A 21,874-nucleotide genomic window follows, 5' to 3' on the forward strand; every position below is an offset into this window, starting at 1 on the left:
ACCCGGCTTCGGCGATCGCATGGCGCGCATCCCGACGGTGGAGCGCCCGCCCGTGGTGCTCAGCACCGAGGAGGTGGTGCTGCAGCTTGCCCATGCGCCGAACCTCAAGTACCGCGCCGCCCTCAGTATTGCCTATGGCTGCGGCCTGCGGGTGTGGGAGGTCGCCCTCTTGCTCCGCTCCAGAGCCCTGGCGGGCGCCGTGTCTGTGCGCGAGAGGTAAAACACGTTCCGCGCCACGAGACCGGTGGTCGGAAGGACAGCGTTTGTGGCTCAGCCCGTCGGGCTGTACTGTGGCTATGGTAGAGCTGTGCTGGAGAAAACGGGTAAACGGAACTGTCGGGACGACTTTTGTTAGCAGACGTAAAGTAACGTGAGTTGAACCGCGTCGGCCATTCGGCAGGCCACACCTGTCCGGTGGATGTTGGGGATGACCGAGGTGGCGGGCGCTATTTCCGCCGGCACCGGGCATCATGAAGCCGGCCTGCATGTCGAACACCAGATGCGCGGACCGTTTGAGGTTGATGGTTTCGAACAAACGGAGGCGGCTGCGCCTCCTCAGGGCAATTTGAACGATATCATCTTCAAGCTTAAGTTTATGTATCAGCTCCAATGAGCCGACTTAATTTCGCCGGTGTCATTGAATTCGGGAGATTAACTTCTTGTCATTAGCGCCTTTCTCATTGACAGCCTAACGGAAACCGCCTCTCTTCGCCTCCGCCTAATTTGATCGGTCCAGGGGGGCTTGGCCATGGTGAACCATTCTTTGCGTCATGAGATCAAAGTAAAGGCAGACCTGAATAAGGTCCGGGTTATGCTCATGACGTTGGATGGGCTCTCCCATTGGACACGAGCGAAGGTTTCAGACACAGGAATCGTGAATCAATGGGCGCTGTCCTACAAGGATGGCCCCAATTTTTCTTGGAAGGTGAGCGCGGACGATCCGAAACTCATCGTCTGGGAATGTGTCGAAGGCCCCGGTGATGCAGCGGGAACCACTGCCGAGTTCGCCCTGAGCACCTTGGACGATGGCCGCACCCTCGTCGGCTTCACGCACAGCGGCTGGCCCCATCAGGAAGGCAATTTCGCCAAGTGCAACGCCCTTTGGGGCATGCTGCTTCACCACCTCCGCGAGGCGGCTGAGGGCGACCACAAGGCACCTGCGCTTTCCTGATCTTCTCTTGCCCGCGAGCTCATCATGGCTTCCCAACAGTCACTTCCCGACTTCGTCGCGGCGATGGATGCCGCCGGCTTCCTGGCCCGGATCAAGGACCCGACCCGGGTCGATCAGATTCCAAAGATCATGGAGGCGAACCCCACCAAGGCGATCCTGATCGAGACCATCATCGACAGCGACTTCTCGGTTCTCGCCAACGCCTATTCCAATCAGGACATGTATGCCTGGGCCATGGAATGCGACAAGACCCAGACCGGTCTCAAGATGGTCGAGAAGGCCAAGGGCCGTGTGAAGTGGGAGTTGGTGGACACTGCCCCCTGCAAGGACGTGATCCTGAAGGGCGACGACGTGGACCTCACGCGCCTGCCCATGTTCCTGCACCATGACCGGGACGGCCACGCTTATACCAACGACAACCTCTTCATCAGCAAACACCCCGACACGGGGATCTACGACTGGGGCGTCTACCGCTCCATGTTCCGTTCGAAGAATGAGAAGTCGGTGGACATGACCTGCACCTCCCACCGCCAGCGCATCAACGCCATGGCGGCGGCAGCCAAGGGGCAGAACCTGGAGGTGGCCATCGTCATCGGCGGGCCGATCCTCGACAAGATCTCCTGCCTTGCAGGCGTACCCGGGGATACGGATGACTTCGAGGTGCTGGGCAGCTTCTATGGCGGCCCGGCAAAGATGGTGAAGTGCGAGAGCATCGATGTCGCGGTGCCGGCCAATGCCGAAATCGTGCTCGAGTGCGAGCTGATGGCCGTGGAAGGCCTATCCTTCGACGAAGGGCCCTATGGCGAGTTCACTGGCATGTACGGTGGCGGCCTCAAGCACAATTATCGCCTCAAGGTGAAGGCGATGACCTATCGCAAGGGGGCCATCTTCCAACACGGCTCCATCGGCGGGCTGCACCCTTGGTACACCGACAACATGCTTCAGTTGCCGGCCATCGAGGCGGACCTGTTCGGAGCGCTGAAGCAGGGGGGCATCGACGTGAAGGAGGTCCGCTCCCCCGCGGGCGGCCTTTCCAACATCGCCTATGCCAAGATCAACCCCCTCGGCGGCGGCGATTCCAAGCAGGCGTTGGGCATCATGCTGACCTGCTCCAAGCAGGGCCTGCCGAAGGTCGCGATGGTGTTCAACGAGGACGTGGACATCTGGGACGATCAGGCGGTGCTTGCCGCCATGGCGTTCCGCTTCATGCCCGATCGCGACACGGTCATGATCAATGGCTGCAACACCATGACGGTCGATCCCACCAGCGCGGTACCGGGCATCGCCTCCAAGATCGGCTTCGACTGCACGATCCCCATGGGCCCGAGCTGGAACCCCAACGAGTTCGCCCGGAGCACGGTGTGCGACCTTGGCGAGCCGCCGGCCGGCGTCGTCCCCATGACGGAGGAAGCCCTCACGGCGGACATGGAGGCCTTCATCAAGGCCGGCCCGAAATCCTGGCGGGAGATCCTGGCGCATTATCACGGCCAGCCCTATCCGGTGATCTACCGGTCCTTCGGCAACCTGCGTCATCGCCTTGGCCGGGCGGATGATGCGCCGTGGTACCGCTACACGTTCTCGGACGTGCCGTTCGCCTATGAAGCAACGCCCAAGCCGACGTCCAACTTCGACCCGAAGCACGTCGCGCCCACGCCAGCCTGAATAGCGACGTGGATCGGCGCGCGTCCCTGCCCGCCGTCGGCCATTGCCACCGCACCGGCGAATGGCCGGTGCGGTTATAGTCTCTCCCACCTGCTCCCATGCGCCACGGAAAGGCCTGGCTGGCGCTCGCCCCGGCGCCGGGGCGAGCGCCAGCATCCGGATCAGTCGCGCAGCAGATCGTTGATGGAGGTCTTGGCGCGGGTCTTTTCGTCCACGCGCTTCACGATCACCGCGCAATAGAGCGAGGGACCGGGCCGGCCGTCCGGCAGCGGCTTGCCGGGGAGAGCGCCGGGCACCACCACGGAATAGGGCGGAACCTCGCCCACGAACACTTCGCCGGTCTCCCGGTCGATGATCTTGGTGGAGGCGGAGATGAACACGCCCATGGAGAGCACGGAGCCGCGCCGCACCACCACGCCCTCCACCACTTCCGAGCGGGCGCCGATGAAGCAATCATCCTCGATGATCACGGGGCCGGCCTGGAGCGGCTCCAGCACGCCGCCGATGCCGACGCCGCCGGAGAGGTGCACATGCTTGCCGATCTGCGCGCAGGAGCCCACCGTGACCCAGGTGTCCACCATGGAGCCCTCGCCCACATGGGCGCCGAGGTTCACGAACGAGGGCATCAGCACCACGTTGGGCGCGATATAGGCGGAGCGGCGCACGATGGCGCCGGGCACGGCCCGGAAGCCGGCGGCGCGGAATTCGCTCTCGTCCCAGCCCTCGAACTTGGAGGGCACCTTGTCCCACCAATGGGCGCCGCCCGGACCGCCGGGAATGGTTTCCATGTCGTTGAGGCGGAAAGAGAGCAGCACCGCCTTCTTCAGCCATTGATTGACGTGCCAGCTGCCGTCGGCGAGCGGCTCGGCAACCCGCACCTTGCCGGCATCGAGCAAAGCGAGCGCCGCGTTCACCGCCTCGCGCACGGGGCCGGCGGTGTCGAAGCCGATCTCGGCCCGGGCCTCGAAGGCCGCGTCGATGATCAGTTCGAGGTCGGGATTGGCGGCGGCGACGGCAAGGTTCGGCATGGGTTCCTCTTGAGGCTGCGGCGCCTTTCTGGCGTGCCGCGTATTGGATGGGGCAGGGGGCTCAGCCGCGCTCTTTCACCGAGACGAATTTGAGCTTGGGCCATTCCTCGATGGCGCGATCGAGCACCCATTGGCTGCGGGCGAGATAGACCGTCGCCTCGTCGCGGTCGCGGGCGATGGAGGAGCGGCTGGTCTCGATGAAGCGCTCGATTTCCAGCCGGTCGCCGATGATCCAGCGGGCGGTCACGAAGGAGACGCTCTCATAGCGGATGGGAACGCCATATTCCTTTTCCAGCCGCGAGGAGAGTACGTCCAATTGCAGCGTGCCGACCACGCCGACGATGGGCGAGGGGTCGGAGATCGGCCGCAGCACCTGCACCACGCCTTCTTCCGCCATGTCCTGGAGCGCCTTGGACAGCTGCTTGGCCTTGATGGGGTCCGCCAACAGCACCCGGCGCAGGATTTCCGGGGCGAAATCGGGAATGCCCTCGAAGCGGATCACCTCGCCCTCGGACAAGGTGTCTCCGACCCGCAGCATGCCGTGGTTGGGAATGCCGATGATGTCGCCGGCCACCGCCTCGTCCACCGTCTCGCGCTCCTGGGCGAAGAAGAAGATGGGGTTGGCGATCGCCATGTGGCGCTTCTCGCGGGCGTTATAGAGCTTCATGCCGCGCTTGAAGGTGCCGGAGCACAGGCGCACGAAGGCCACGCGGTCGCGATGGTTCGGGTCCATATTGGCCTGCACCTTGAAGACGAAGCCGGAGACATTGTCCTCGGCCGGCTGCACGATGCGGCCGTTGGCGCTGCGCGGCAGGGGGCTCGGGCCAAAGGTGCCGAGGCCGGCGAGCAATTCGCCCACGCCCGCCTCCTTGATGGCGCTGCCGAAGAACACCGGCGAGAGATGGCCCTCGCGGAAGCTCTCCAGATCGAACGGCGGCAGCACGCCGAGCGCGAGGGTCAGCCCCTCCACCGATTCGGCGATGATGCGGGGGTCGATGCCCTCGACCTCCAGCAGGTCTTCGGGTTGCTCGAAAGGCACCAGGCGCGTCAGCAGGCCGCCGCGCTCCTCGGCGAAGCGGGCGCATTTGTTGGGCACGTCGATGAGGCCGCGGAAATCCGTGCCCATGCCCACCGGCCAGGTGAAGGGCGTGAGATCCAGCGCCAAGGTTGCGGCGATGTCGTCCATCAGGCCGAGCGGTTCGAGGCCCTCGCGGTCCACCTTGTTGATGAAGGTGAAGATGGGAATGTCGCGCAGGCGGCACACTTCGAACAATTTGCGGGTCTGGCTCTCGATGCCCTTGGCGGCGTCGATCACCATCACCGCCGCGTCCACGGCCGAGAGGGTGCGGTAGGTATCCTCGGAAAAGTCCGAGTGGCCCGGCGTGTCGAGCAGATTGTAGACGATGCCGTCGCGCTCGAAGGTCATCACCGAGGAGGTGACGGAAATACCGCGCTGCTGCTCGATTTCCATCCAGTCGGAGCGGGTGCGGCGGCGATCGCCGCGCGCGCGCACCTGGCCGGCCATGCGGATGGCGCCGGAGGCAAGCAGCAGCTTTTCCGTCAGCGTGGTCTTGCCCGCGTCGGGATGGGAGATGATGGCGAAGGTGCGCCGGTGCGCAAAATCGGGAGCGTCGGCGGAAGGCGCCGTGACATGGGCGGTGGGATCGAGCATGGGCGCCTTATAATCCGAAAAGCCGGCGCGAGAAACGGTCTCGCGTGCTCTCCTTCTCCTTGGGCGATGTGCGGCTGAAGGGGCGGCGAACCGGGCGCATTTGCGTTCCGCGCCGTCGATCCGCGCCATGCCATGGTCGCGCGGGGCGGCTATGATCGTGCCGGCGCCGGAAGAAACCTCGCAAAGGGGGACGCAGCATGGTGGGCGTGGGGAAGAAGCGGCACGGCGGCGTGGGGTTTTCAATAGCGGCAGGCTTTGCGAGGACGGGCCTCGTAGCGGCGATGATCGCTGGGCTCACAGCTCCGGCTCAAGCGCTGCTGGCGCCGCAATATTACGAGCTGGCCCGACGGGAAGCGGCGAGCGTCATCGTGATTGCCGTCAGCGCGGTGACGCCGCCTTCAGAGGGATATGGCGCCTGCCGCGTCACGGGGCAGGTGAAGGCGGTGGAGCGGGGCGCGGCCCATGCGGTGGGCAGGATATCACCCTCGCCGTTCCCTGCCGCAAGGCGGGGGCGCAGCCACCCTTGGGCGGCACGATCTATCAGGATGTGGATGCGCTGCGCGCGACGCCGTTCGGCCGCGCCTATCTCGATGCGCAGGGCACGCTCGCCCTGTCGCAGTACGAAATGCTGAAAACCTGGCCCTGAGCCGCGCCGGGACGCTTCACGAAGCTGCGTGCGCGCGAAAACCGCTCAGTCGCCTTGGCCGGGCTCGGGGGAGAACAATTCTTCCTTGCCGGGCTTGCCGTCCCATTCCTTGGCGTCCGGCGGGGCGTCGCGCTTCAAGGTGATGTTGGGCCAGCTCTTGGCGTAATCGGCGTTCAGCGACAGCCATTTCTCAAGACCCGGCTCGGTGTCGGGCTTGATCGCCTCGGCCGGGCATTCCGGCTCGCACACCCCGCAATCGATGCATTCATCGGGGTGGATCACCAGCATGTTCTCGCCCTCGTAGAAACAGTCCACCGGGCACACGGAGACGCAATCCATGTACTTACAGCGGATGCAGTTCTCGGTGACGACATAGGTCATGGCTTATCCCTTTCGCGCGCCGGACTACTCCAGCCCGGCGCAGCGCGCAAGCGAGGCGAACCCCGCACACACGCTTTTTACTTTGTCAGGATGTTATTTCGTCAAATAGCTCACGCGCGGATGTAGCATCTCCGCGCCGATCGATAAAGGCACGGACGCGCAGCACCCGCACGCCGTGATCGAGGGCGATGGTGACCACCTGCCCTTCGCGCACCGAATAGCCCGCGCTCAGCACGCGGGCGCTATCCACGCGGACATGGCCGGAGCGGATGAGGCCGGCCGCGTCGCTGCGCGCGCGCACCACCCTTGCGTTCCACAGCCAGCGGTCCAGCCGCTGGCGCTGGGGCGCGCCGGCTTCGGGAAACTCCCCGCGCGGCGCGTCCTCGTCGTGAAAATCGTCCTTGGCCACTCAGCCGCCTTTCTTGTCCGCCTCCATGCGCGCCTTCAAGGCGGCAAGCGCGGCGAACGGGCTGTCGGGATCGGCGGGCTTCTCGCGCCGCCGGTCCGAATGCACCTGCACCCGCTCCGGGCGCGGCCCACGCGGGGCCTCGCCTTCACGCGGCGGACCGCGGAACGGGCGGTCGTTGCGCGGCGGGCGCTGGCCCTGCCGTTCACCCTGGCGCTCGGTGTGCGGCTCGCCGGCAGTGCTCTCGGCGCCGGGCGCGGCGGCGGTCACTTCCGGGCCGCCTTCGCGCGGACGGTCGAAGCGGCGGTTCGGCGGACGGCCCTCACGACGCTCGCCCTCGCGGCGTTCGCCGCCGGAGCGCTGGCCTTCACGCTGACCATGTCCTTCCCGCTGACCATGTCCTTCGCGCTGGCCTTGGCCCTCGCGCTGGCCATGCTGGGGCCGCTCGCGGCGCGGCGCACCCGGCGGACGGCCGGGACGCCACACTTCGATCAGCTCTGGCTCGCCGGTGATCTCGGCAACCGCCGCTTCCACAGCTTCCCCGGTGATTTCGGCGGTGGCCTCGGCCCCGGTGGCCGCATCCTCGGCGACCGGAAGCTCGCTGGTGGCGAGCGCGTCGACGAGCGGCGCCGTCTCCACGGCGGGGCTCGCCTCGGCTTCGACGGCGTCTTCGGCAGGGGCGTCGACGATCTCGACTTCGGCCACCTCGGCGGCTTCGGCCTTGATCGCTTCGGCCTCAATGGCTTCGGCTTCGGGCGCCGCAGCCTCGACACCCTCGGCGGTCACCTCCACCGGCGCATCGGCCGGTTCGGCGGCTTCAGCCTCGGCGGCGGGCGCGCCGTCGTCGGGTCCGAACAGAAGATCGGCCTCGATGGCGCCTTCCGGTGCCGGCGCCAGCTCCTGGGCCGGCGCGGCGGCGGCGACCGGGACCTCGGCCTCGACCGGCGGGGCTTCGCGCTTTTCCATGCGATAGCCGAGCGAGCGCAGGATCGAGGCGAAATCCTCCCCCGAGCAGCCGGCCAGCGAGGTCATGCCGACGGTCACGGTGAAGCCGCGCCCGTCCACGGCGCCGGCGGGCTTGGGGCCGGGCGAATTGGGCCGCCAGGCGAGCGCCGGGCGAATCAGATCGGCGAGGCGTTCCAGAATATCCACGCGCACGGCCCGCTCGCCGCAGACGCGGAAGCCCACCGCGCGATACAGGCTCTTGTGGATCTCGTGATCCACGGGAATGGACGTGCGGCCCGAAGCGGCGAGATGGGGCAGCTCATCCAGCCCCTTCTGCGCAAGGCCGCCGTGCTTCAAGGCGAACAATTCCGCCGCCAGAGCGCGGGGCGCCGGCTTCAGCAGGCCGGGCAGATAGATGTGATGGGCGCCGAACCGCACGCCATAGCCGCGCAGCGTGGCGCGGGCGGCCTGGTCGAGGGTCTTCATCTCCTCGGCGACGCGGCTGCGCTCCAGCACGCCGAGCGCCTCGACGATCTGAAACGCGATGCCGCGCCCGATGCCGGTGATGTCCTCCGCCTCGCCGAGCTTCAGCAGCGGGCCGAGCAGCTTTTCCACATGGGCCTTCAGCCACAGCGTGAGGCGGGCTTCCACTTGCTCGCGGGCCGGGCCCGTCAGATGCTCGTCGGCGATGATCTTGAAGCGGGGTTTGAGCACCTCTTCGCCGGGGATCAGCTTGGCGATCGGCTCGCCGGTCCAGCGGATGGTGCCGTCGGCGGTGAGCACGAAGGCTTCATCCACCGCCTGACCGACCCGCGTCGCGCGTGCCTCGATCTCTCCCGCTAGCGCCTTCTGGGCGGCGGCGCGCAAGGCCTTCGCTTCCTCTCCCCCGGCGGCGGGGTCGGGCGCGAACTGGAATCCCTGGAGGTGGCCGATCACATGGCCCTCCACTTTAACATCGCCGGTCTTGCTGATCTCAGTCTCGAGCATCGTATTCTCTCGCAGGCGTCGCATGAGCACGCTGGTCCGCCGATCCACGAACCGCTGAGCCAGCCGTTCGTGCAGTGCGTCGGAAAGCTTGTCTTCGACCCCTCTTGTGACGCCTTGCCAGTGCTCCGGATCCGTGAGCCAGTCGGGGCGGTTGGCGACGAAGGTGAGTGTCCGCACCTGGGCGATCCGTCTCGACAGCGTGTCGATGTCTCCTTCCGCGCGATCGGTCAAGGCGATTTGACGCGCGAACCACTCATCAGGGAGTCGTCCCCCGTTTCCGACATGGCCGAAAATGGTCGAAACCAGCTCCGCATGGGCACCCGGAGAGATCTTGCGATAGTCCGGCACCTGGCATGCGTCCCAGAGCCGCGCGATGGCGGCAGCATTGGTTGCGCGTGCCGCTACGTCCGCGTCGCGGCTCATGATTTCGAGCACTTGCACATCGTCCGCCGTCGGCGCGCGGGTCAATCCCTCCTCGCGTGGCGGTACCGAAAGGCTCTCCATCAAGGATTTGAGAGAGGTGAAATCCGGCACCGCGTTGCGCCATTGCAACACTTTTGCCGTGTCAAAAACATGACTTTCCAGCCGCTCCACCAATTCCGGCTCGAAAGGATCGCAACGTCCGGTGGTGCCGAAGGTGCCGTCGCGGGTGGCCCGGCCGGCGCGGCCGGCGATCTGCGCCATCTCCGCCGGGTTGAGGCGGCGGAATTGCCAGCCGTCGAACTTGCGGTCGGAGGCGAAAGCGACGTGGTCCACGTCGAGATTGAGGCCCATGCCGATGGCGTCGGTCGCCACCAGATAATCCACGTCGCCGCTCTGGTAGAGCTCCACCTGGGCGTTGCGGGTGCGCGGAGAAAGCGCACCCATCACCACCGCCGCGCCACCCCGTTGGCGGCGGATCAATTCGGCGATGGCATAGACCTCCTCGGCCGAGAAGGCGACGATGGCCGAGCGCGGCGGCAGGCGGGTGATCTTCTTTTCGCCGGCAAAGGACAGCGTCGAGAGGCGCGGCCGCACTGACACCGTGACGCCCGGCAGCAGCTTTTCCACCAGCGGCCGCATCGTGGCCGAGCCCAGCAGCAGGGTTTCGAACCGCCCGCGCCGGTTGAGAATGCGGTTGGTGAAGACGTGCCCGCGATCGAGGTCGCAGGCGATCTGGATCTCGTCGATGGCGACGAAGGCCACGTCGAGATCGCGCGGCATGGCCTCGATGGTGGCCACCCAATAGCGCGGATGGGGCGGCTTGATCTTTTCCTCGCCGGTGACGAGGGCGACCTGTTCGGGGCCGACCCGCTCGACGATGCGCTGATAGACCTCGCGCGCCAGCAGGCGCAACGGCAGGCCGATGAGCCCGCTTTCATGGCCGAGCATGCGCTCGATGGCGAGATGGGTCTTTCCGGTATTGGTCGGCCCGAGCACCGCGGTCACGCCCCGCGCCCGGATCGAGCGCGGCAAGACGGCCAGCTTTGTCACATCGTCCATCAGCGCGTGGCGTCCGCAAATCTTGGAGGACTGTCTTGGGAAAGCCCTCTTGATGAAGGCTCTGTATCATATCGGGGCAGGAAGACCAGGATACTAGACCGCAGGGGAACATGGGCGGAACAAAGGCGGAGCGAATCGCTCTCCAGCCGCCGCCACCCCGATGTTCTCCTTTCAGCCCCTGTCCCAGGGCGGGACAGCGGCGCACGCCCAGGGGAACGGATGCGGCTCAAACCCGGTCCGAATCGGCAAAAGCCACGCAAGCGCCTTTTGTTCACGGGTAAGAAGGAACCGCCCCGCGCCCGCCTGTGTTATGGGGTTCGAGATGCCGCGCGGTCCTCCGCGCCGGGCGTGGGAGGGAAAATATGCGTAGGGCTCAGTCGAGATTCGCCGTCGTCCTTGCCTTCGGCCTGGCATGGGTCTCGGCCTTGGCGGGAGGCATCGCCCCGGCCGCCGCACAGACCAGCAACGCACCGCTCGACGTGCGTCCGGCCCCGCAGGCGACCCCGCCGGGCGCGGCCGATGACGCCACGGGCAGCGTGCGTCCCGCGCCCGAAACAGGCGCCATCGTGCCGCGCGGCGCGCCGCAGGGCATCAGCACCGTGCCGCCGGAGCCCAATCCCTCGGTCAATCCCGGCCGCAATGCGCTCGGCTGCCCGGACATGGACCCGCTCTGCCAGAACGGCCGCTGAGGCGGGGCGGAACCTTTCTCCGCGCAAGCCTCGGCACAGGTGCGCCTTCACGCCTGCGTGCGCGCGCTTGACACGGGGATTGGGGCGTCGCTTCTAGGCGAAATGGAAAATCTGGCCGAACCAACGGCTCCGACCACGGAAACAGAAGACGCAATCGCGCGGCGCGAAGCCGATCAGCCCCATTCCCCGGTGGTGCGGTTCGGGCCCGATCGCCCGTTGCGCCTGGATGCCGGGGTCGCGCTCGATCATGTGCAGATCGCCTATCAGACCTATGGCGAGCCCAATGCCGCGCGCACCAACGCCGTGCTGGTGTGCCATGCTTTGACCGGCGACCAGCATGCCGCCAATGCCAATCCCGTCACCGGCAAGCCGGGCTGGTGGGAGACCCTGGTGGGGCCGGGCAAGCCGATCGATACCGAGCGCTTCTACGTCATCTGCGCCAATGTGCTCGGCGGCTGCATGGGCACCACCGGCCCGGCCTCGCTGAACCCGGCGACCGGCCAGCCCTATGGCCTCGATTTGCCGGTGGTGACGATCCGCGACATGGTGAACGCCCAGGCCATGCTGCTCGACCATCTCGGCATCGAGCGCCTGTTCTGCGTCGCCGGCGGCTCCATGGGCGGCATGCAGGTGCTGCAATGGGCGGCGAGCTATCCCGAGCGGGTGTTCGCGGCCCTCCCAATCGCCACCGCCGCCCGCCATTCGGCGCAGAACATCGCCTTCCACGAGGTCGGCCGCCAAGCGGTGATGGCCGATCCGGAATGGGCCGGCGGCCATTATCTCAAGCAGGGGCACACCCCCCATCGCGGGCTCGCGGTGGCGCGCATGGCCGCGCACATCACCTATATGTCGGACCAGGCCCTGCATCGCAAATTCGGCCGCCGGCTCCAGAACCGGGCGCTGCCCACGTTCGGCTTCGACGCCGATTTCCAGGTGGAAAGCTATCTGCGCCACCAGGGGGAATCGTTCGTCCAGCGGTTCGATCCCAATTCCTATCTCTATGTCACGCGGGCCATGGATTATTTCGATCTCGCGGCGGATTATGACGGCGTGCTCGCCAATGCTTTCCGGGGTTCCAAGACACGCTTCTGCGTCGCCTCCTTCACCTCCGACTGGCTGTTTCCCACCGAGGACAGCCGGGCGATCGTGCATGCGCTGAATGCCTCGGGCGCGAGCGTGTCCTTCACCGAGATCGATAGCGACAAGGGCCATGACGCCTTCCTGCTGCATGAGCCGGAATTGTTCGCCATCGCCCACGGCTTCCTCGACAGCGCCGCCAAGGCCGCCGGCCTGCCGGCCGCGCGCGGCCGATGAACGCGCCATGGCGGTGAGAGAATCATGGTGGTGAAGGATTTGGCCCCGGACGACGCGATCGTCCGCTTCTCCTCGGTGCGTGTCGACCTGATGGTGATCGCCGACATGGTGGCGCCCCGCTCGCGGGTGCTGGATGTCGGCTCGGGCGACGGGGCGCTGCTGGATCTCTTGGCCACCACCCGCGGCTGCGACGCGCGCGGCATCGAATTGTCGCGCGAGGGGGTGAATGCGGGCGTGGCGCGCGGCCTCTCGGTGGTCCAGGGCGACGCCGATGTGGACCTCGCCCATTATCCCGACGATGCGTTCGACTATGTCATCCTGTCCCAGACGCTCCAGGCCACCCGCCGCCCGCGCTGGGTGATGGAGCAGATGTTGCGCATCGGCCGGCGCGCCATCGTTTCATTCCCGAATTTCGGCCATTGGCGCTCGCGCTTCGACCTGCTGATTTACGGCCGCATGCCGATCACCGACAACATGCCCTATTCCTGGTACGACACGCCCAACATCCATTTCTGCACCATCCGCGATTTCGTGGCGCTGGTGGAGGTGCTGGACGCGCGCATGGAAAAGGCGGTGGCGCTGGATTCCTCCGGCCATCCGGTGCGCTTTAACATGCCGTGGTGGGTGTGGAACCTGCTGGGCGAGCAGGCGGTGTTCCTGCTGAGCCGGAACGATTGAGGATCGCCCGGCCTGCCGGCACCCCCTGGCCGAACACGGGTTCGAGCATGGGCGCGAGGGCAGGGCGTTTAATCGCGGCCGGGCGATAGAGCTGCTTTGTCGCCTCCACCACGTGCACGCCCGCGAACGGCAGCGACAGGCGCCCGCCGGCCCGCTCCCACGCCACCGCCGTGCGCAGCAGCCAATTGTTCGAAACAGGCGGGAAATACAGCGCCTCGTCCCAGCCCGAGGGGGTGAACAGGGCTTCGCGCAGCAGCCGCACCACCTGCCCGCGCGAGAACGGGCGGCCGTTTCCGAACGGGGTGGTGTCGAGCCGCGCCCACACGCCGCGCCGGTTGGGCACCACCGCCAGCAGGCGTCCGCCCGGCGCCAGCACGCGCCAGACCTCGCGCAGCATCTCGGCCGCGTCCGGCGTCATCTCCAGCAGATGCACCGCCACCACGCGGTCGATGGAGGCATTGGGCAAGGGCAGGGCGGTCTCATCCGCGAGCGCTGCGAGGGTGGGCGCGGCGGAGGGCCAGCGCACCACGCCCTGGGCCGCCGGCATGACGGCGATGCACCGCTCCGCCTCGCCCCGGAACACCCCGAGATAGGGCGTCGCATAGCCGATGCCGAGCACCGAGAGCCCCTGCACATTGTTGAAGCGGGCGCGCACCGCCCGGCTGACCAGCCGGCGCGTCACGACGCCCAGGGGCTGGGCATAGAAACTGCGCAGGTCCACGACGTCGAGATACATGGCGCCCCTTTCGCGATGTTCCCCTTATAGCATGGCCGCAGGGCAGGGCCGCGCGGCGCCGAAGCGCTGCGACCATCCGGCCGGGTTGCCCTCGCCGGTGGGCGTGATACTCAAAAGCGGACAGGCGTGCGCGGAACTGGGCGCGCGCAGGACAATCCCCGCAGGGAGGGCGCCACCCATGTCGGTCGAAATCCGGATCATCCCCTGCCTCAGCGACAATTACGCGGTGCTGCTGCACGATCCCGCCACCGAGGCCACGGCGGTGATCGACGCGCCCGAGGCGACGCCGATCCTTGAGGCGCTGGACCGGGAGGGCTGGCACCTCACCCACATTCTCGTCACGCACCATCACGCGGACCATGTGGACGGCGTGATGGCGCTGAAGGGCCAATATGGCGCCACCGTCGTCGGCCCGAAGCGCGAAGCCGCCGGTATTCCCGGAATCGACGTGGAAGTGGTGGATGGCGATCCGGTGGCGATCGGCTCGCTCATCGGCCGCGTGATGGAAACGCCGGGCCATACCGCCGGGCATATCGTCTATCTGTTCGAGGGCGAGCGGCTGCTGTTCGCGGGCGATACGCTGTTCGTGATGGGCTGCGGCCGGCCGATCGAATGCGATGCGCCGGTGCTGTGGCACTCGCTGGTGCGCCTGCGCACCCTGCCGGACGATCTCGCGGTCTATTGCGGGCACGAATACACCGTCGCCAACGGCAGGTTCGCGCTCTCCGTGGATCCGGAGAATGGCGCGCTGCTCGGCCGCGTCGCGGAGGCGGAAGCCGCCCGCAAGGAGGGTCAGCCCACCATTCCCGCGCTGCTGGGGGACGAGAAGCTGACCAATCCGTTCCTGCGGGCGGACGATCCGGCCATGGCGGAGCGTCTCGGCCTTGGTGAATCCGACCCCTCGGCGGTGTTCACCGAACTGCGGGCGCGCAAGAACGTATTTCGCGCATGAGCGCCGGCAGGGCCGCGCTTTCGGCGGAAGAGGTGATCGCGCTGCTGGGGCTTGAGCCCCATCCCGAGGGCGGGCATTTTCGCGAGACGTTCCGCGAGATCGCGGGCGACGGCGGGCGCGGCGCCTCCACCGCCATCTATTTCCTGCTGAGAGCGGGCGAGCGCTCCCATTGGCACCGGGTCGATGCAAGCGAGGTCTGGCATTGGCATGCCGGCGCGGCGCTGATGCTGAGCATCGCCCCGCCCGGCGGCGGGGTGTGGCATCTGCGGCTCGGGGCGGATCTTGGCGCCGGTGAGCGGCCGCAGGGCGTGGTGCCGCCTAGCCATTGGCAAGCGGCGGAAAGCCTCGGCGCCTGGACCCTGGTGGGCTGCACGGTTGCGCCGGCCTTCGATTTCGCCGGCTTCGAACTGGCGCCGCCGGATTTCGAGCCCTGAGGGTTCGCGGCTCAGCCTCTCCTGCACTGGGCTCTAGAGCGCGATCCGCCCTCTAACTTATTGAACAGAGGCGGATTCACTGCCCATATTGAAACGCCCAAGGCGATTCAATATGCGCAGATCCGGCTCTAGTCGCGCTCGAAATGGCCGGGCGTGAACACCCAGACCACCAGGCCCTTGATCTCCCATTTTGGCGGCACCCAGCGCGGGTTCAAAGGCGCGGGCGCTTCTGCCTGCGCGACTTTCTGCGCCTGCGCGACCTTCTGAGGCTTCGTCTTGGCGGGCGCGGCATCGCCCGTCTGGCCCGCCAGGGCCGGACCTGCGGCGAGGGCGAGCAGCACCGGCAGCACCACCGGCAGCGGGTTTCGGATCCTGGTTTTCATGATCGTTACTCCACTCAAAGGTCTGGCTGGATAACCTTGCGTCAACGGCGCCGGCGTGTCGCGCCCCGCCTCCCGCAAGGCTCCGCTGAAGCTGGACCACAAGAAAGTTTTGTAACTCGCCACCCGACCCCCTCTCATACCTCCAAGACTTTACGTTAGGATGGTGCGCCATTCACCTACTCCGGCCGGAGAACACGGGGACGTGTGAACGACGATCTTCGATCTCATCCCGCCGGACGTTCGGCGGGGTATGGTGCAGCCTGGGGACGCTCGATGGGTACCTCTCTTGCGCAGAAAATGGATCGGGCCTGGGCCATCCTGCGCTGGCGCTATCTCCAGTCCAGCGCTTTTCCCTATCATGAGCGCAGTTTTCTCGGCCGGATCGGAAATTGGGACGACAAGGGCATGCGCCCGCTCATCCTGGTCCAGTCGCACCGCCGCTCCGGCACGCATTTTCTGATCGACGAGATCCGCGCGCGGTTTCCGGTGGCGCGTGAATGGATGCACCTCGACGGCGATTTCTTCGCGCGCCTCATGCAGATGCCGGTGGTGGTCAAGAGCCACGACGCCTATTTCGGCGAGAAGCTGAAGGAGCGGCGGCCCTGGCATTCCTACATGCACTGGGTGGCCGCCTCCTCGCTCTACACCAATGCCAAGCATGTCTACATCGTGCGCAACCCCCGCGACGTGCTGCGCTCGCAATTCTATTTCGACCTGAAGGGTCATGAGCCGGCTTATCGCATCGATCCCGATACCAGCTTCGCGGATTATGTGAAGGCGCCTTCCGCGCGCGATCCCACCGGCAAGCTGAGCCAGATCGGCTATTGGTGCGCCCATGTGAAGGCATGGCACAGCCGGCCCGAGCCCCACGTCCTGCGTTATGAGGACCTGCTGGCTCACCCGGAAGCGGAGATGGAACGGCTCTCGGCTTATCTCGGCCTGGATTTGCAGAAGCCGCGTCGGGTGAAAAGCTCGGCCATCGGCCGCAAGACCACCGAGCGCCGCTCCAAGGAAAAGCTGGCGGTCTGGGGCGCGGACCAGGAACATCTGCTCGAAATCGAACTGGCGCGCCATGATCTGCCGGACTTCGGCTATGGCATCGCCGCCCCGCCAGCCGGGCGCCGCATTCCAGAAATGAGCGAGCGGCCCGCACGCGCCTATTCGCCCCACATCGCGCACCGCGTCCATTCCTGAGCCGGCGGCCGGTGACCCGAAGGCCGGTACGGACCGGGCGGGAAAACGGGGGCATAAAAAAGACACCACGAAAATGGACGCGCAAAAAAGAAGGCGGCCCGTGGGCCGCCGTCTTTAGTCTCGCCGGGCCGCAGGCGTGCGCCGCCCGCAGGCCTCAGGCGCGGACCAGATCGCCCAGCAGATTGGCCGCCAGCGTCACCTTGGAGAGGCTGAGGCCGGAGGCGACGATGTCCTGCACCGTTGAGCGGGTGCGGTCGACCTCCTTGCGGCGGCGCTGGACGAACGCCTCCACCGCGGCTTCGCCGGCACCCTCGCCCGCCAGCATTCCCGCGCTCACCTGCCGCACGAAGGCTTCGATCTGCCCAAGCGCCCGGTCGAGGGCGAGGCGGTCGTAATAATCGGCCGCCGTGATGTTGCGCGCCGCGCCGGCGATCTCGTCCACCGCGAAATAGCGGCCGGCGGCGAAGAAGGTGGCGGCCACATCCTCGATCGACCGGCCGGTGGTCTGCGACAGAAGCGCGATGTCGGAGGCGGCGGCGAGGGCGCGCAGCAAGGTGATGCGGCGGGCGAGCTCCTCCGGCACGCGTTTTTCCACCAATGCGGCGGTCTGCCGCTCGCCACGCAGGCGCCACACCTCCGGCAGGCTGGTGTCGAGGTCGCCGGCGACATCCGCGATGGCGCCGCGATAGCGGTCCACCACCGTGCCGAGGCCGGTGCCGAGGTCCACATTGCGCAGGAACCACACGGTGCGGCCCACGGCGAGATCCTGCACCTCGGCATAGAGCTGCAATTGCACGGCGCCGTCGATCTTGGTGTCGAGCGCGTCGATGGCGGCGTTCAGCGCGCCGAGGTCGAAGCTGTCGCGCACCGCCGCATAGGCGCGCACCACGCTCGCCGCATCCATGCCGGTATGGTCGCTGATGCGCGCGATGCACGCCGGCCCGCCCTGGTTGATGATGGCATTGGCAAGCCCGGTGGCGATGATCTCCCGCCGCAGGCGATGGGCGGTGATGGCATTGGGGAAGCGCTGCTCGATGGCGTCCGGGAAATAGCGTTCCAGCTCGGCCGCGAGATAGGCATCGTCCGGCACGTCGGAGGTGAGCAGTTCAGAATAAAGCGAGATCTTGGCATAGGCGAGGAGCACCGCCAGTTCCGGCCGCGTCAGCGCCTCGCCCCGCGCGCGGCGCTCCTGGATTTCCGCGTCGGAGGGCAGATATTCCACGGAGCGGTCCAATTCGCCGCGCAGCTCCAGCATCTGCATCAGGCGCTGCTGGAAGGCGAGATCCTCCACCCCGCGCCGCTCGGCGAGCGAGATGGCGAGGGTCTGGAGATAATTGTTGCGCAACACCAGCAAGCCGACATCGTCGGTCATCTCGCCCAGCAGCGCCGCCCGGTCCGGGGGCGAGAGCAGACCCTCGGCCACCGGGAGGGACAGCGCGATCTTGATGTTCACCTCCACGTCGGAGGTGTTCACGCCGGCGGAATTATCGATGGCGTCGGTATTGAGCCGCACGCCGGCGCGGCCGGCTTCGATGCGGCCGCGCTGGGTCATGCCGAGATTGGCGCCTTCGCCCACCACTTTCACCCGCAATTCGCGGGCGGCGATGCGGATGGCGTCGTTGGCGCGGTCGCCGGCCTGGGCGTCGGTCTCGCTCGCGGCGCGCACATAGGTGCCGATGCCGCCGAACCAGAGCAGGTCCGCCTTGGCCTTCAGGATCGCGCTCATCACTTCGGTCGGGGTCGCCTCCAGCTTGTCCAGCCCGAGCACGGCGCGCGCCTGCTCCGACAAGGCGATGCTCTTGGCGGTGCGGGGATAGATGCCGCCGCCCGGAGAGATCAGGGCCGGATCATAATCCGCCCAACTGGAGCGCGTGAGATTGAACAGGCGCTGGCGCTCGGCGTGGGAGGCGGCGGGATCGGGATCGGGATCAAGGAAGATGTGGCGATGGTCGAACGCCGCCACCAGCTTCAGCGCGGTGGACAGCAGCATGCCGTTGCCGAACACGTCGCCCGACATGTCGCCCACGCCCACCACGGTGATCGGGGTGGTCTGGATGTCCACGTCGATCTCGCGGAAGTGGCGCTTCACCGCTTCCCAGGCGCCGCGCGCGGTGATGCCCATGGCCTTGTGGTCATAGCCCACCGAACCGCCCGACGCGAAGGCGTCGTCCAGCCAGAAGCCGTGGTCCTGTGAAAGGCCGTTGGCGATGTCGGAGAAAGTGGCGGTGCCCTTGTCCGCCGCGACCACGAGATAGGGGTCGTCCCCGTCCACCCGCACGGTCAGCGGCGGGTGAACCACTTCGCCGCCCTTGAGATTGTCGGTGATCTCCAGCAGCGCGGTGACGAAGATCTTGTAGGCGGCGATGCCTTCGGCCTGCACGGCGTCACGCGAGCCGCCGGCCGGCAGATGCTTGGGCACAAAGCCGCCCTTGGCGCCCACCGGCACAATCACGGCGTTCTTCACCTGCTGCGCCTTCACGAGGCCGAGCACTTCGGTGCGGAAATCCTGCGGCCGGTCGGACCAGCGCAGGCCGCCGCGCGCCACATGGCCGAAGCGCAGATGCACGCCTTCCACGCGGGGCGAATAGACGAACACCTCATACATGGGCCGGGGCAGGGGCAGCCCCTCCACCTTGGCGCTGTCATATTTGATCGCGATGGCGCCCTTGGGCCGGCCGTCCGCGTCCAGCTGGTAGAAGGTCGTGCGCAGCGCAGCGTCCACCAGATTGACGAAGCGGCGCAGGATGCGGTCTTCGTCGAGCGAGGATACGTCCGCGAGCGCGGTCTCGATCTCCTCGCGCAGCGGTGCGCCCCGGGCGGCGCGGGCCTCGGGGCTCGCATCCAGGCGCGGGTCGAAGGAGGTGTGGAACAGCTGGACGATGCGGGCGGCGACGTCCGCGTGGTTGACCAGCGTGGTCCACAGATAGTCCTGGGAATAGGGAATGCCGGCCTGTCGCAGATAGCGGGCGAGCGCGCGGGCGAGCGCCACGTCGCGCCAGGCCAGGCCGGTGTCGAGTACCAAGGCGTTGAAGCCGTCGTTCTCCGCTTCCCCGCGCAACACGGCGGTGAGCAGGTCTTCCAGGCGCGCGGCCGAGCCGGACACCTCGATGGTGCCGCTGTCCACCCGCTCGAGCGTCATCTCATGCAGCCAGGAGCGGCGGGTCTCGGTGTCGGCGCCGCAAACCGGCTCGATGTGATAGGTGCGTTCGTTGATCGCCTTCAGCCCCATATTCTCCAGCATGGGCACGCGCTCGGAGAGCGGCAGCGGGCGGCCGAAGGAGAGCAGGCGCAGCGAGATGCGGTTCGCCGGATCGCCGGGGCGGCGGTAAAAATCGAGGGCGATCGGCCGCTCGGGCGAGAGACGCTCCAGCCGCTCGATGTCGGCCACCGCCGTATCGATGCCATAGGCGGCGATATAGCCGGGATCGAAGGCCTTGCCGTAGCGCTCGAACAGCATGCCGGCATCGCCGGCGCTCGGGGTTTCACGCAGCGCCTGGCGCAGGCGGTCGCTCCAGGAGAGCACGTCCTCGGCCACCGCGGCTTCCAGCGCCGCGCGGTCCACCTCGGGGGTGCGACCCTCGCGCCGGCCGATGATGTAATGCACGCGGGTCAGCGGCACATCGGTGAGGTAGGACGGGGAGGCCGCCGAGACATGCCCGCCGAACGCGGTCGCGAGGCGGGCGCCGATCTTGTCGCGCAGCGCGGCATCGAAGCGCTCGCGCGGCAGATAGACCAGCACCGACACGAAGCGATCGAAGGCATCGACGCGCGGCAGCACCCGCACGCGCGGGCGGTCGTAGAGCGAGAGAATGTCGCGGGCGAACACCAGCAGCGTCGCCGGGTCGATCTGGAACAGGTCGTCGCGGGGATAGGTCTCGAGCACCGTCCCGAGGGCCTTGCCGGAATGGCTCTCCCGGTCGAGACCGGCGTCCTCGACGACCATTTCCACCTTGCGGCGCAGATAGGGGATCTGGCGCACGGAATCCGTATAGGCCGTGGAGGTGAACAGGCCGATGATGCGCAATTCGCCGAGCAAGCGGCCATCGTCGGCATGCAGCTTCACCCCGACATAATCGAGGAACGTGCGGCGGTGGACGCGCGAGCGCAGGGACGCCTTGGTCACGATGAGCGGCAGCGGCCCGGCCAGGAACTGGCGGATTTCCGGCGTCGTCACCACCGCTTCCTCGCCGAGGCGCAGCTCGTGCACGTCGCGGTCGCGCAGGATGCCGAGGCCCTCCTCGGCGACTTCGAGGCCACCGTCGGCGGCGAGCGCATAGCGCCGCACGCCGATGAAGATGAAGTCGTCATTGGCCAGCCAGTCGATGAAATCGGCGGCTTCCTTGCGATCGTCCTTGGAATAGGGCTGGGACTTGCGGCGGAACCCCTCGGCCGCTTGGCGCACCTCGGTGCGCATGGCGAGGAAATCGGCATTGGCAGCGCGCACGTCGGCGAGCGTCTTGTCGAGGGCGAGCTTGAGCGCCTCGCGCGCCTCGGCGGTTTCCAGCGCCTGGATGTGGATGTGGATCAGGCTCTCGCGGATGGAGCGCTTGCGGCCCTGGGACAGGTCGGTCTCGATGCCGGTCACCTGTCCCGCGCCATCGCGCTCGACCGCGAAGATGGGATGGGTGACGAACTTGGCCTCATAGCCCTGGTCCGCCAGCTCGCCGGCGATGGAATCGAACAGGAAGGCCATGTCTTCATTGACCGTCTCCACCACCGTGATGGCGGGGGCGCCGGCCCATTGCGGGTTGAATACCCGCACGTCGTGCAGGCCCGGCACGCGGCCGGCGAGATGGGCATGGGCCTCGCGGCACAATTGGGCGAGGGCCTCGGGCAGAAGCGCCGCCACGTCCTCCGGCGCGGCGCCGGCGAGCAGGGCGCGGGCGAAGAAGGCGGGCACGGGACCGTCCGCGAGCAGGCTCACCGCGTCCTCGATGCGGGCCTGGGCGCCAAATCCGAGTTCCGAACCTTGAAATCCTTGGACGTTCATGGCCTCTCCCCCTTGGCACCCGCGCGCAGCGCGGGGCCCCGCCGTCCCGATCGGACGTTCTGCACTGTGGGTTTCGCTCAGAGCCGCGACGGAACGATGACGGGGACCTATTCGAAGGGGGATC

At 67.1% G+C, this 21,874-nt stretch carries 19 protein-coding genes; 11 read left to right on the plus strand and 8 right to left on the minus strand.

The window, feature by feature from the left end; all coding sequences use genetic code 11:
- Nucleotides 1-19 precede the first annotated feature (19 nt).
- The 4 genes from V5G24_RS01475 (at nt 20) to V5G24_RS01490 (ending at nt 2,833) form a co-directional block, all read left to right on the plus strand.
- Nucleotides 20-220: a site-specific integrase gene (locus V5G24_RS01475; RefSeq protein ID WP_394078858.1), complete on the plus strand. Its 201-nt coding sequence runs from the start codon at nt 20-22 to the stop codon at nt 218-220.
- Nucleotides 221-427: 207 nt separating this feature from the next.
- Nucleotides 428-613, plus strand: a complete 186-nt coding sequence (locus tag V5G24_RS01480; protein ID WP_394078860.1) for a hypothetical protein — start codon at nt 428-430, stop codon at nt 611-613.
- 135 nt (nt 614-748) lie between these two features.
- The gene (locus tag V5G24_RS01485) at nt 749-1,171 is read left to right on the plus strand and encodes an SRPBCC family protein (RefSeq protein ID WP_394078862.1); all 423 of its coding nucleotides are present in this window, start codon (nt 749-751) and stop codon (nt 1,169-1,171) included.
- A gap of 24 nt (nt 1,172-1,195) precedes the next feature.
- Entirely contained in the window at nt 1,196-2,833 is a 1,638-nt protein-coding gene (locus tag V5G24_RS01490) for a UbiD family decarboxylase (protein ID WP_394078864.1), read from the plus strand.
- 161 nt (nt 2,834-2,994) lie between these two features.
- Here the strand turns inward: V5G24_RS01490 and dapD are convergent, their stop codons facing one another.
- Both dapD and V5G24_RS01500 read right to left on the minus strand, forming a co-directional pair.
- Nucleotides 2,995-3,861, minus strand: a complete 867-nt coding sequence (dapD, locus tag V5G24_RS01495) for a 2,3,4,5-tetrahydropyridine-2,6-dicarboxylate N-succinyltransferase (RefSeq protein ID WP_394078866.1) — start codon at nt 3,859-3,861, stop codon at nt 2,995-2,997.
- Nucleotides 3,862-3,922: 61 nt separating this feature from the next.
- Nucleotides 3,923-5,533 (minus strand): peptide chain release factor 3, encoded by a 1,611-nt coding sequence (locus V5G24_RS01500; RefSeq protein WP_394078868.1) that lies wholly within the window; start codon nt 5,531-5,533, stop codon nt 3,923-3,925.
- A gap of 523 nt (nt 5,534-6,056) precedes the next feature.
- Here V5G24_RS01500 and V5G24_RS01505 point away from each other — a divergent pair.
- Nucleotides 6,057-6,179, plus strand: a complete 123-nt coding sequence (locus V5G24_RS01505; RefSeq protein WP_394078870.1) for a hypothetical protein — start codon at nt 6,057-6,059, stop codon at nt 6,177-6,179.
- A gap of 45 nt (nt 6,180-6,224) precedes the next feature.
- On the opposite strand, the gene fdxA is transcribed toward V5G24_RS01505, so the two are convergent.
- From fdxA to V5G24_RS01520, 3 genes are all read right to left on the minus strand, one after another.
- Nucleotides 6,225-6,560, minus strand: a complete 336-nt coding sequence (gene fdxA / locus V5G24_RS01510; protein ID WP_394015662.1) for a ferredoxin FdxA — start codon at nt 6,558-6,560, stop codon at nt 6,225-6,227.
- Nucleotides 6,561-6,645: 85 nt separating this feature from the next.
- A complete protein-coding gene (locus V5G24_RS01515) occupies nt 6,646-6,891 on the minus strand; it encodes a S4 domain-containing protein (protein ID WP_394080313.1) in 246 nt (81 codons plus the stop codon).
- Nucleotides 6,892-6,969: 78 nt separating this feature from the next.
- Entirely contained in the window at nt 6,970-10,380 is a 3,411-nt protein-coding gene (locus V5G24_RS01520) for a helicase-related protein (RefSeq protein ID WP_394078872.1), read from the minus strand.
- 362 nt (nt 10,381-10,742) lie between these two features.
- Here V5G24_RS01520 and V5G24_RS01525 point away from each other — a divergent pair, with 362 nt between their 5' ends.
- The 3 genes from V5G24_RS01525 (at nt 10,743) to metW (ending at nt 13,061) form a co-directional block, all read left to right on the plus strand.
- Nucleotides 10,743-11,069, plus strand: coding sequence for a hypothetical protein (locus tag V5G24_RS01525; RefSeq protein ID WP_394078874.1), 327 nt, complete (start codon nt 10,743-10,745; stop codon nt 11,067-11,069).
- Nucleotides 11,070-11,171: 102 nt separating this feature from the next.
- Nucleotides 11,172-12,383 carry a homoserine O-acetyltransferase MetX gene (gene metX / locus V5G24_RS01530; RefSeq protein WP_394078876.1) on the plus strand — a complete coding sequence of 404 codons (1,212 nt, stop codon included), beginning with the start codon at nt 11,172-11,174 and terminating at the stop codon, nt 12,381-12,383.
- A 24-nt stretch (nt 12,384-12,407) separates the two neighbouring features.
- Nucleotides 12,408-13,061 (plus strand): methionine biosynthesis protein MetW, encoded by a 654-nt coding sequence (gene metW / locus V5G24_RS01535; protein WP_394078878.1) that lies wholly within the window; start codon nt 12,408-12,410, stop codon nt 13,059-13,061.
- Here the strand turns inward: metW and V5G24_RS01540 are convergent.
- Nucleotides 12,991-13,797, minus strand: a complete 807-nt coding sequence (locus V5G24_RS01540) for a class I SAM-dependent methyltransferase (RefSeq protein ID WP_394078880.1) — start codon at nt 13,795-13,797, stop codon at nt 12,991-12,993. The two genes, metW and V5G24_RS01540, sit on opposite strands and share 71 nt — an antisense overlap.
- A gap of 178 nt (nt 13,798-13,975) precedes the next feature.
- Here V5G24_RS01540 and gloB point away from each other — a divergent pair, with 178 nt between their 5' ends.
- Complete coding sequence (gloB, locus tag V5G24_RS01545; protein WP_394078882.1) at nt 13,976-14,749, plus strand: hydroxyacylglutathione hydrolase; 774 nt, start codon at nt 13,976-13,978, stop codon at nt 14,747-14,749.
- Nucleotides 14,746-15,183 carry a cupin domain-containing protein gene (locus V5G24_RS01550; protein WP_394078884.1) on the plus strand — a complete coding sequence of 146 codons (438 nt, stop codon included), beginning with the start codon at nt 14,746-14,748 and terminating at the stop codon, nt 15,181-15,183. The genes gloB and V5G24_RS01550 overlap by 4 nt, the downstream gene beginning before the upstream one ends.
- Nucleotides 15,184-15,311: 128 nt before the next feature.
- On the opposite strand, the gene V5G24_RS01555 is transcribed toward V5G24_RS01550, so the two are convergent.
- Complete coding sequence (locus V5G24_RS01555; protein ID WP_394078886.1) at nt 15,312-15,566, minus strand: hypothetical protein; 255 nt, start codon at nt 15,564-15,566, stop codon at nt 15,312-15,314.
- 273 nt (nt 15,567-15,839) lie between these two features.
- Between V5G24_RS01555 and V5G24_RS01560 the strand changes: the two genes are divergently transcribed.
- Nucleotides 15,840-16,760, plus strand: a complete 921-nt coding sequence (locus tag V5G24_RS01560; RefSeq protein WP_394078888.1) for a sulfotransferase domain-containing protein — start codon at nt 15,840-15,842, stop codon at nt 16,758-16,760.
- A 154-nt stretch (nt 16,761-16,914) separates the two neighbouring features.
- On the opposite strand, the gene V5G24_RS01565 is transcribed toward V5G24_RS01560, so the two are convergent.
- On the minus strand, nt 16,915-21,750 hold the full coding sequence (locus V5G24_RS01565) for an NAD-glutamate dehydrogenase (protein ID WP_394078890.1): 4,836 nt from the start codon (nt 21,748-21,750) through the stop codon (nt 16,915-16,917).
- Between the last annotated feature and the right edge of the window lie 124 nt (nt 21,751-21,874).

Origin of the sequence: Roseixanthobacter finlandensis, from assembly GCF_043195105.2 — a bacterium.
In the GTDB taxonomy this organism is placed as follows: Bacteria; Pseudomonadota; Alphaproteobacteria; order Rhizobiales; family Xanthobacteraceae; genus NCEH01.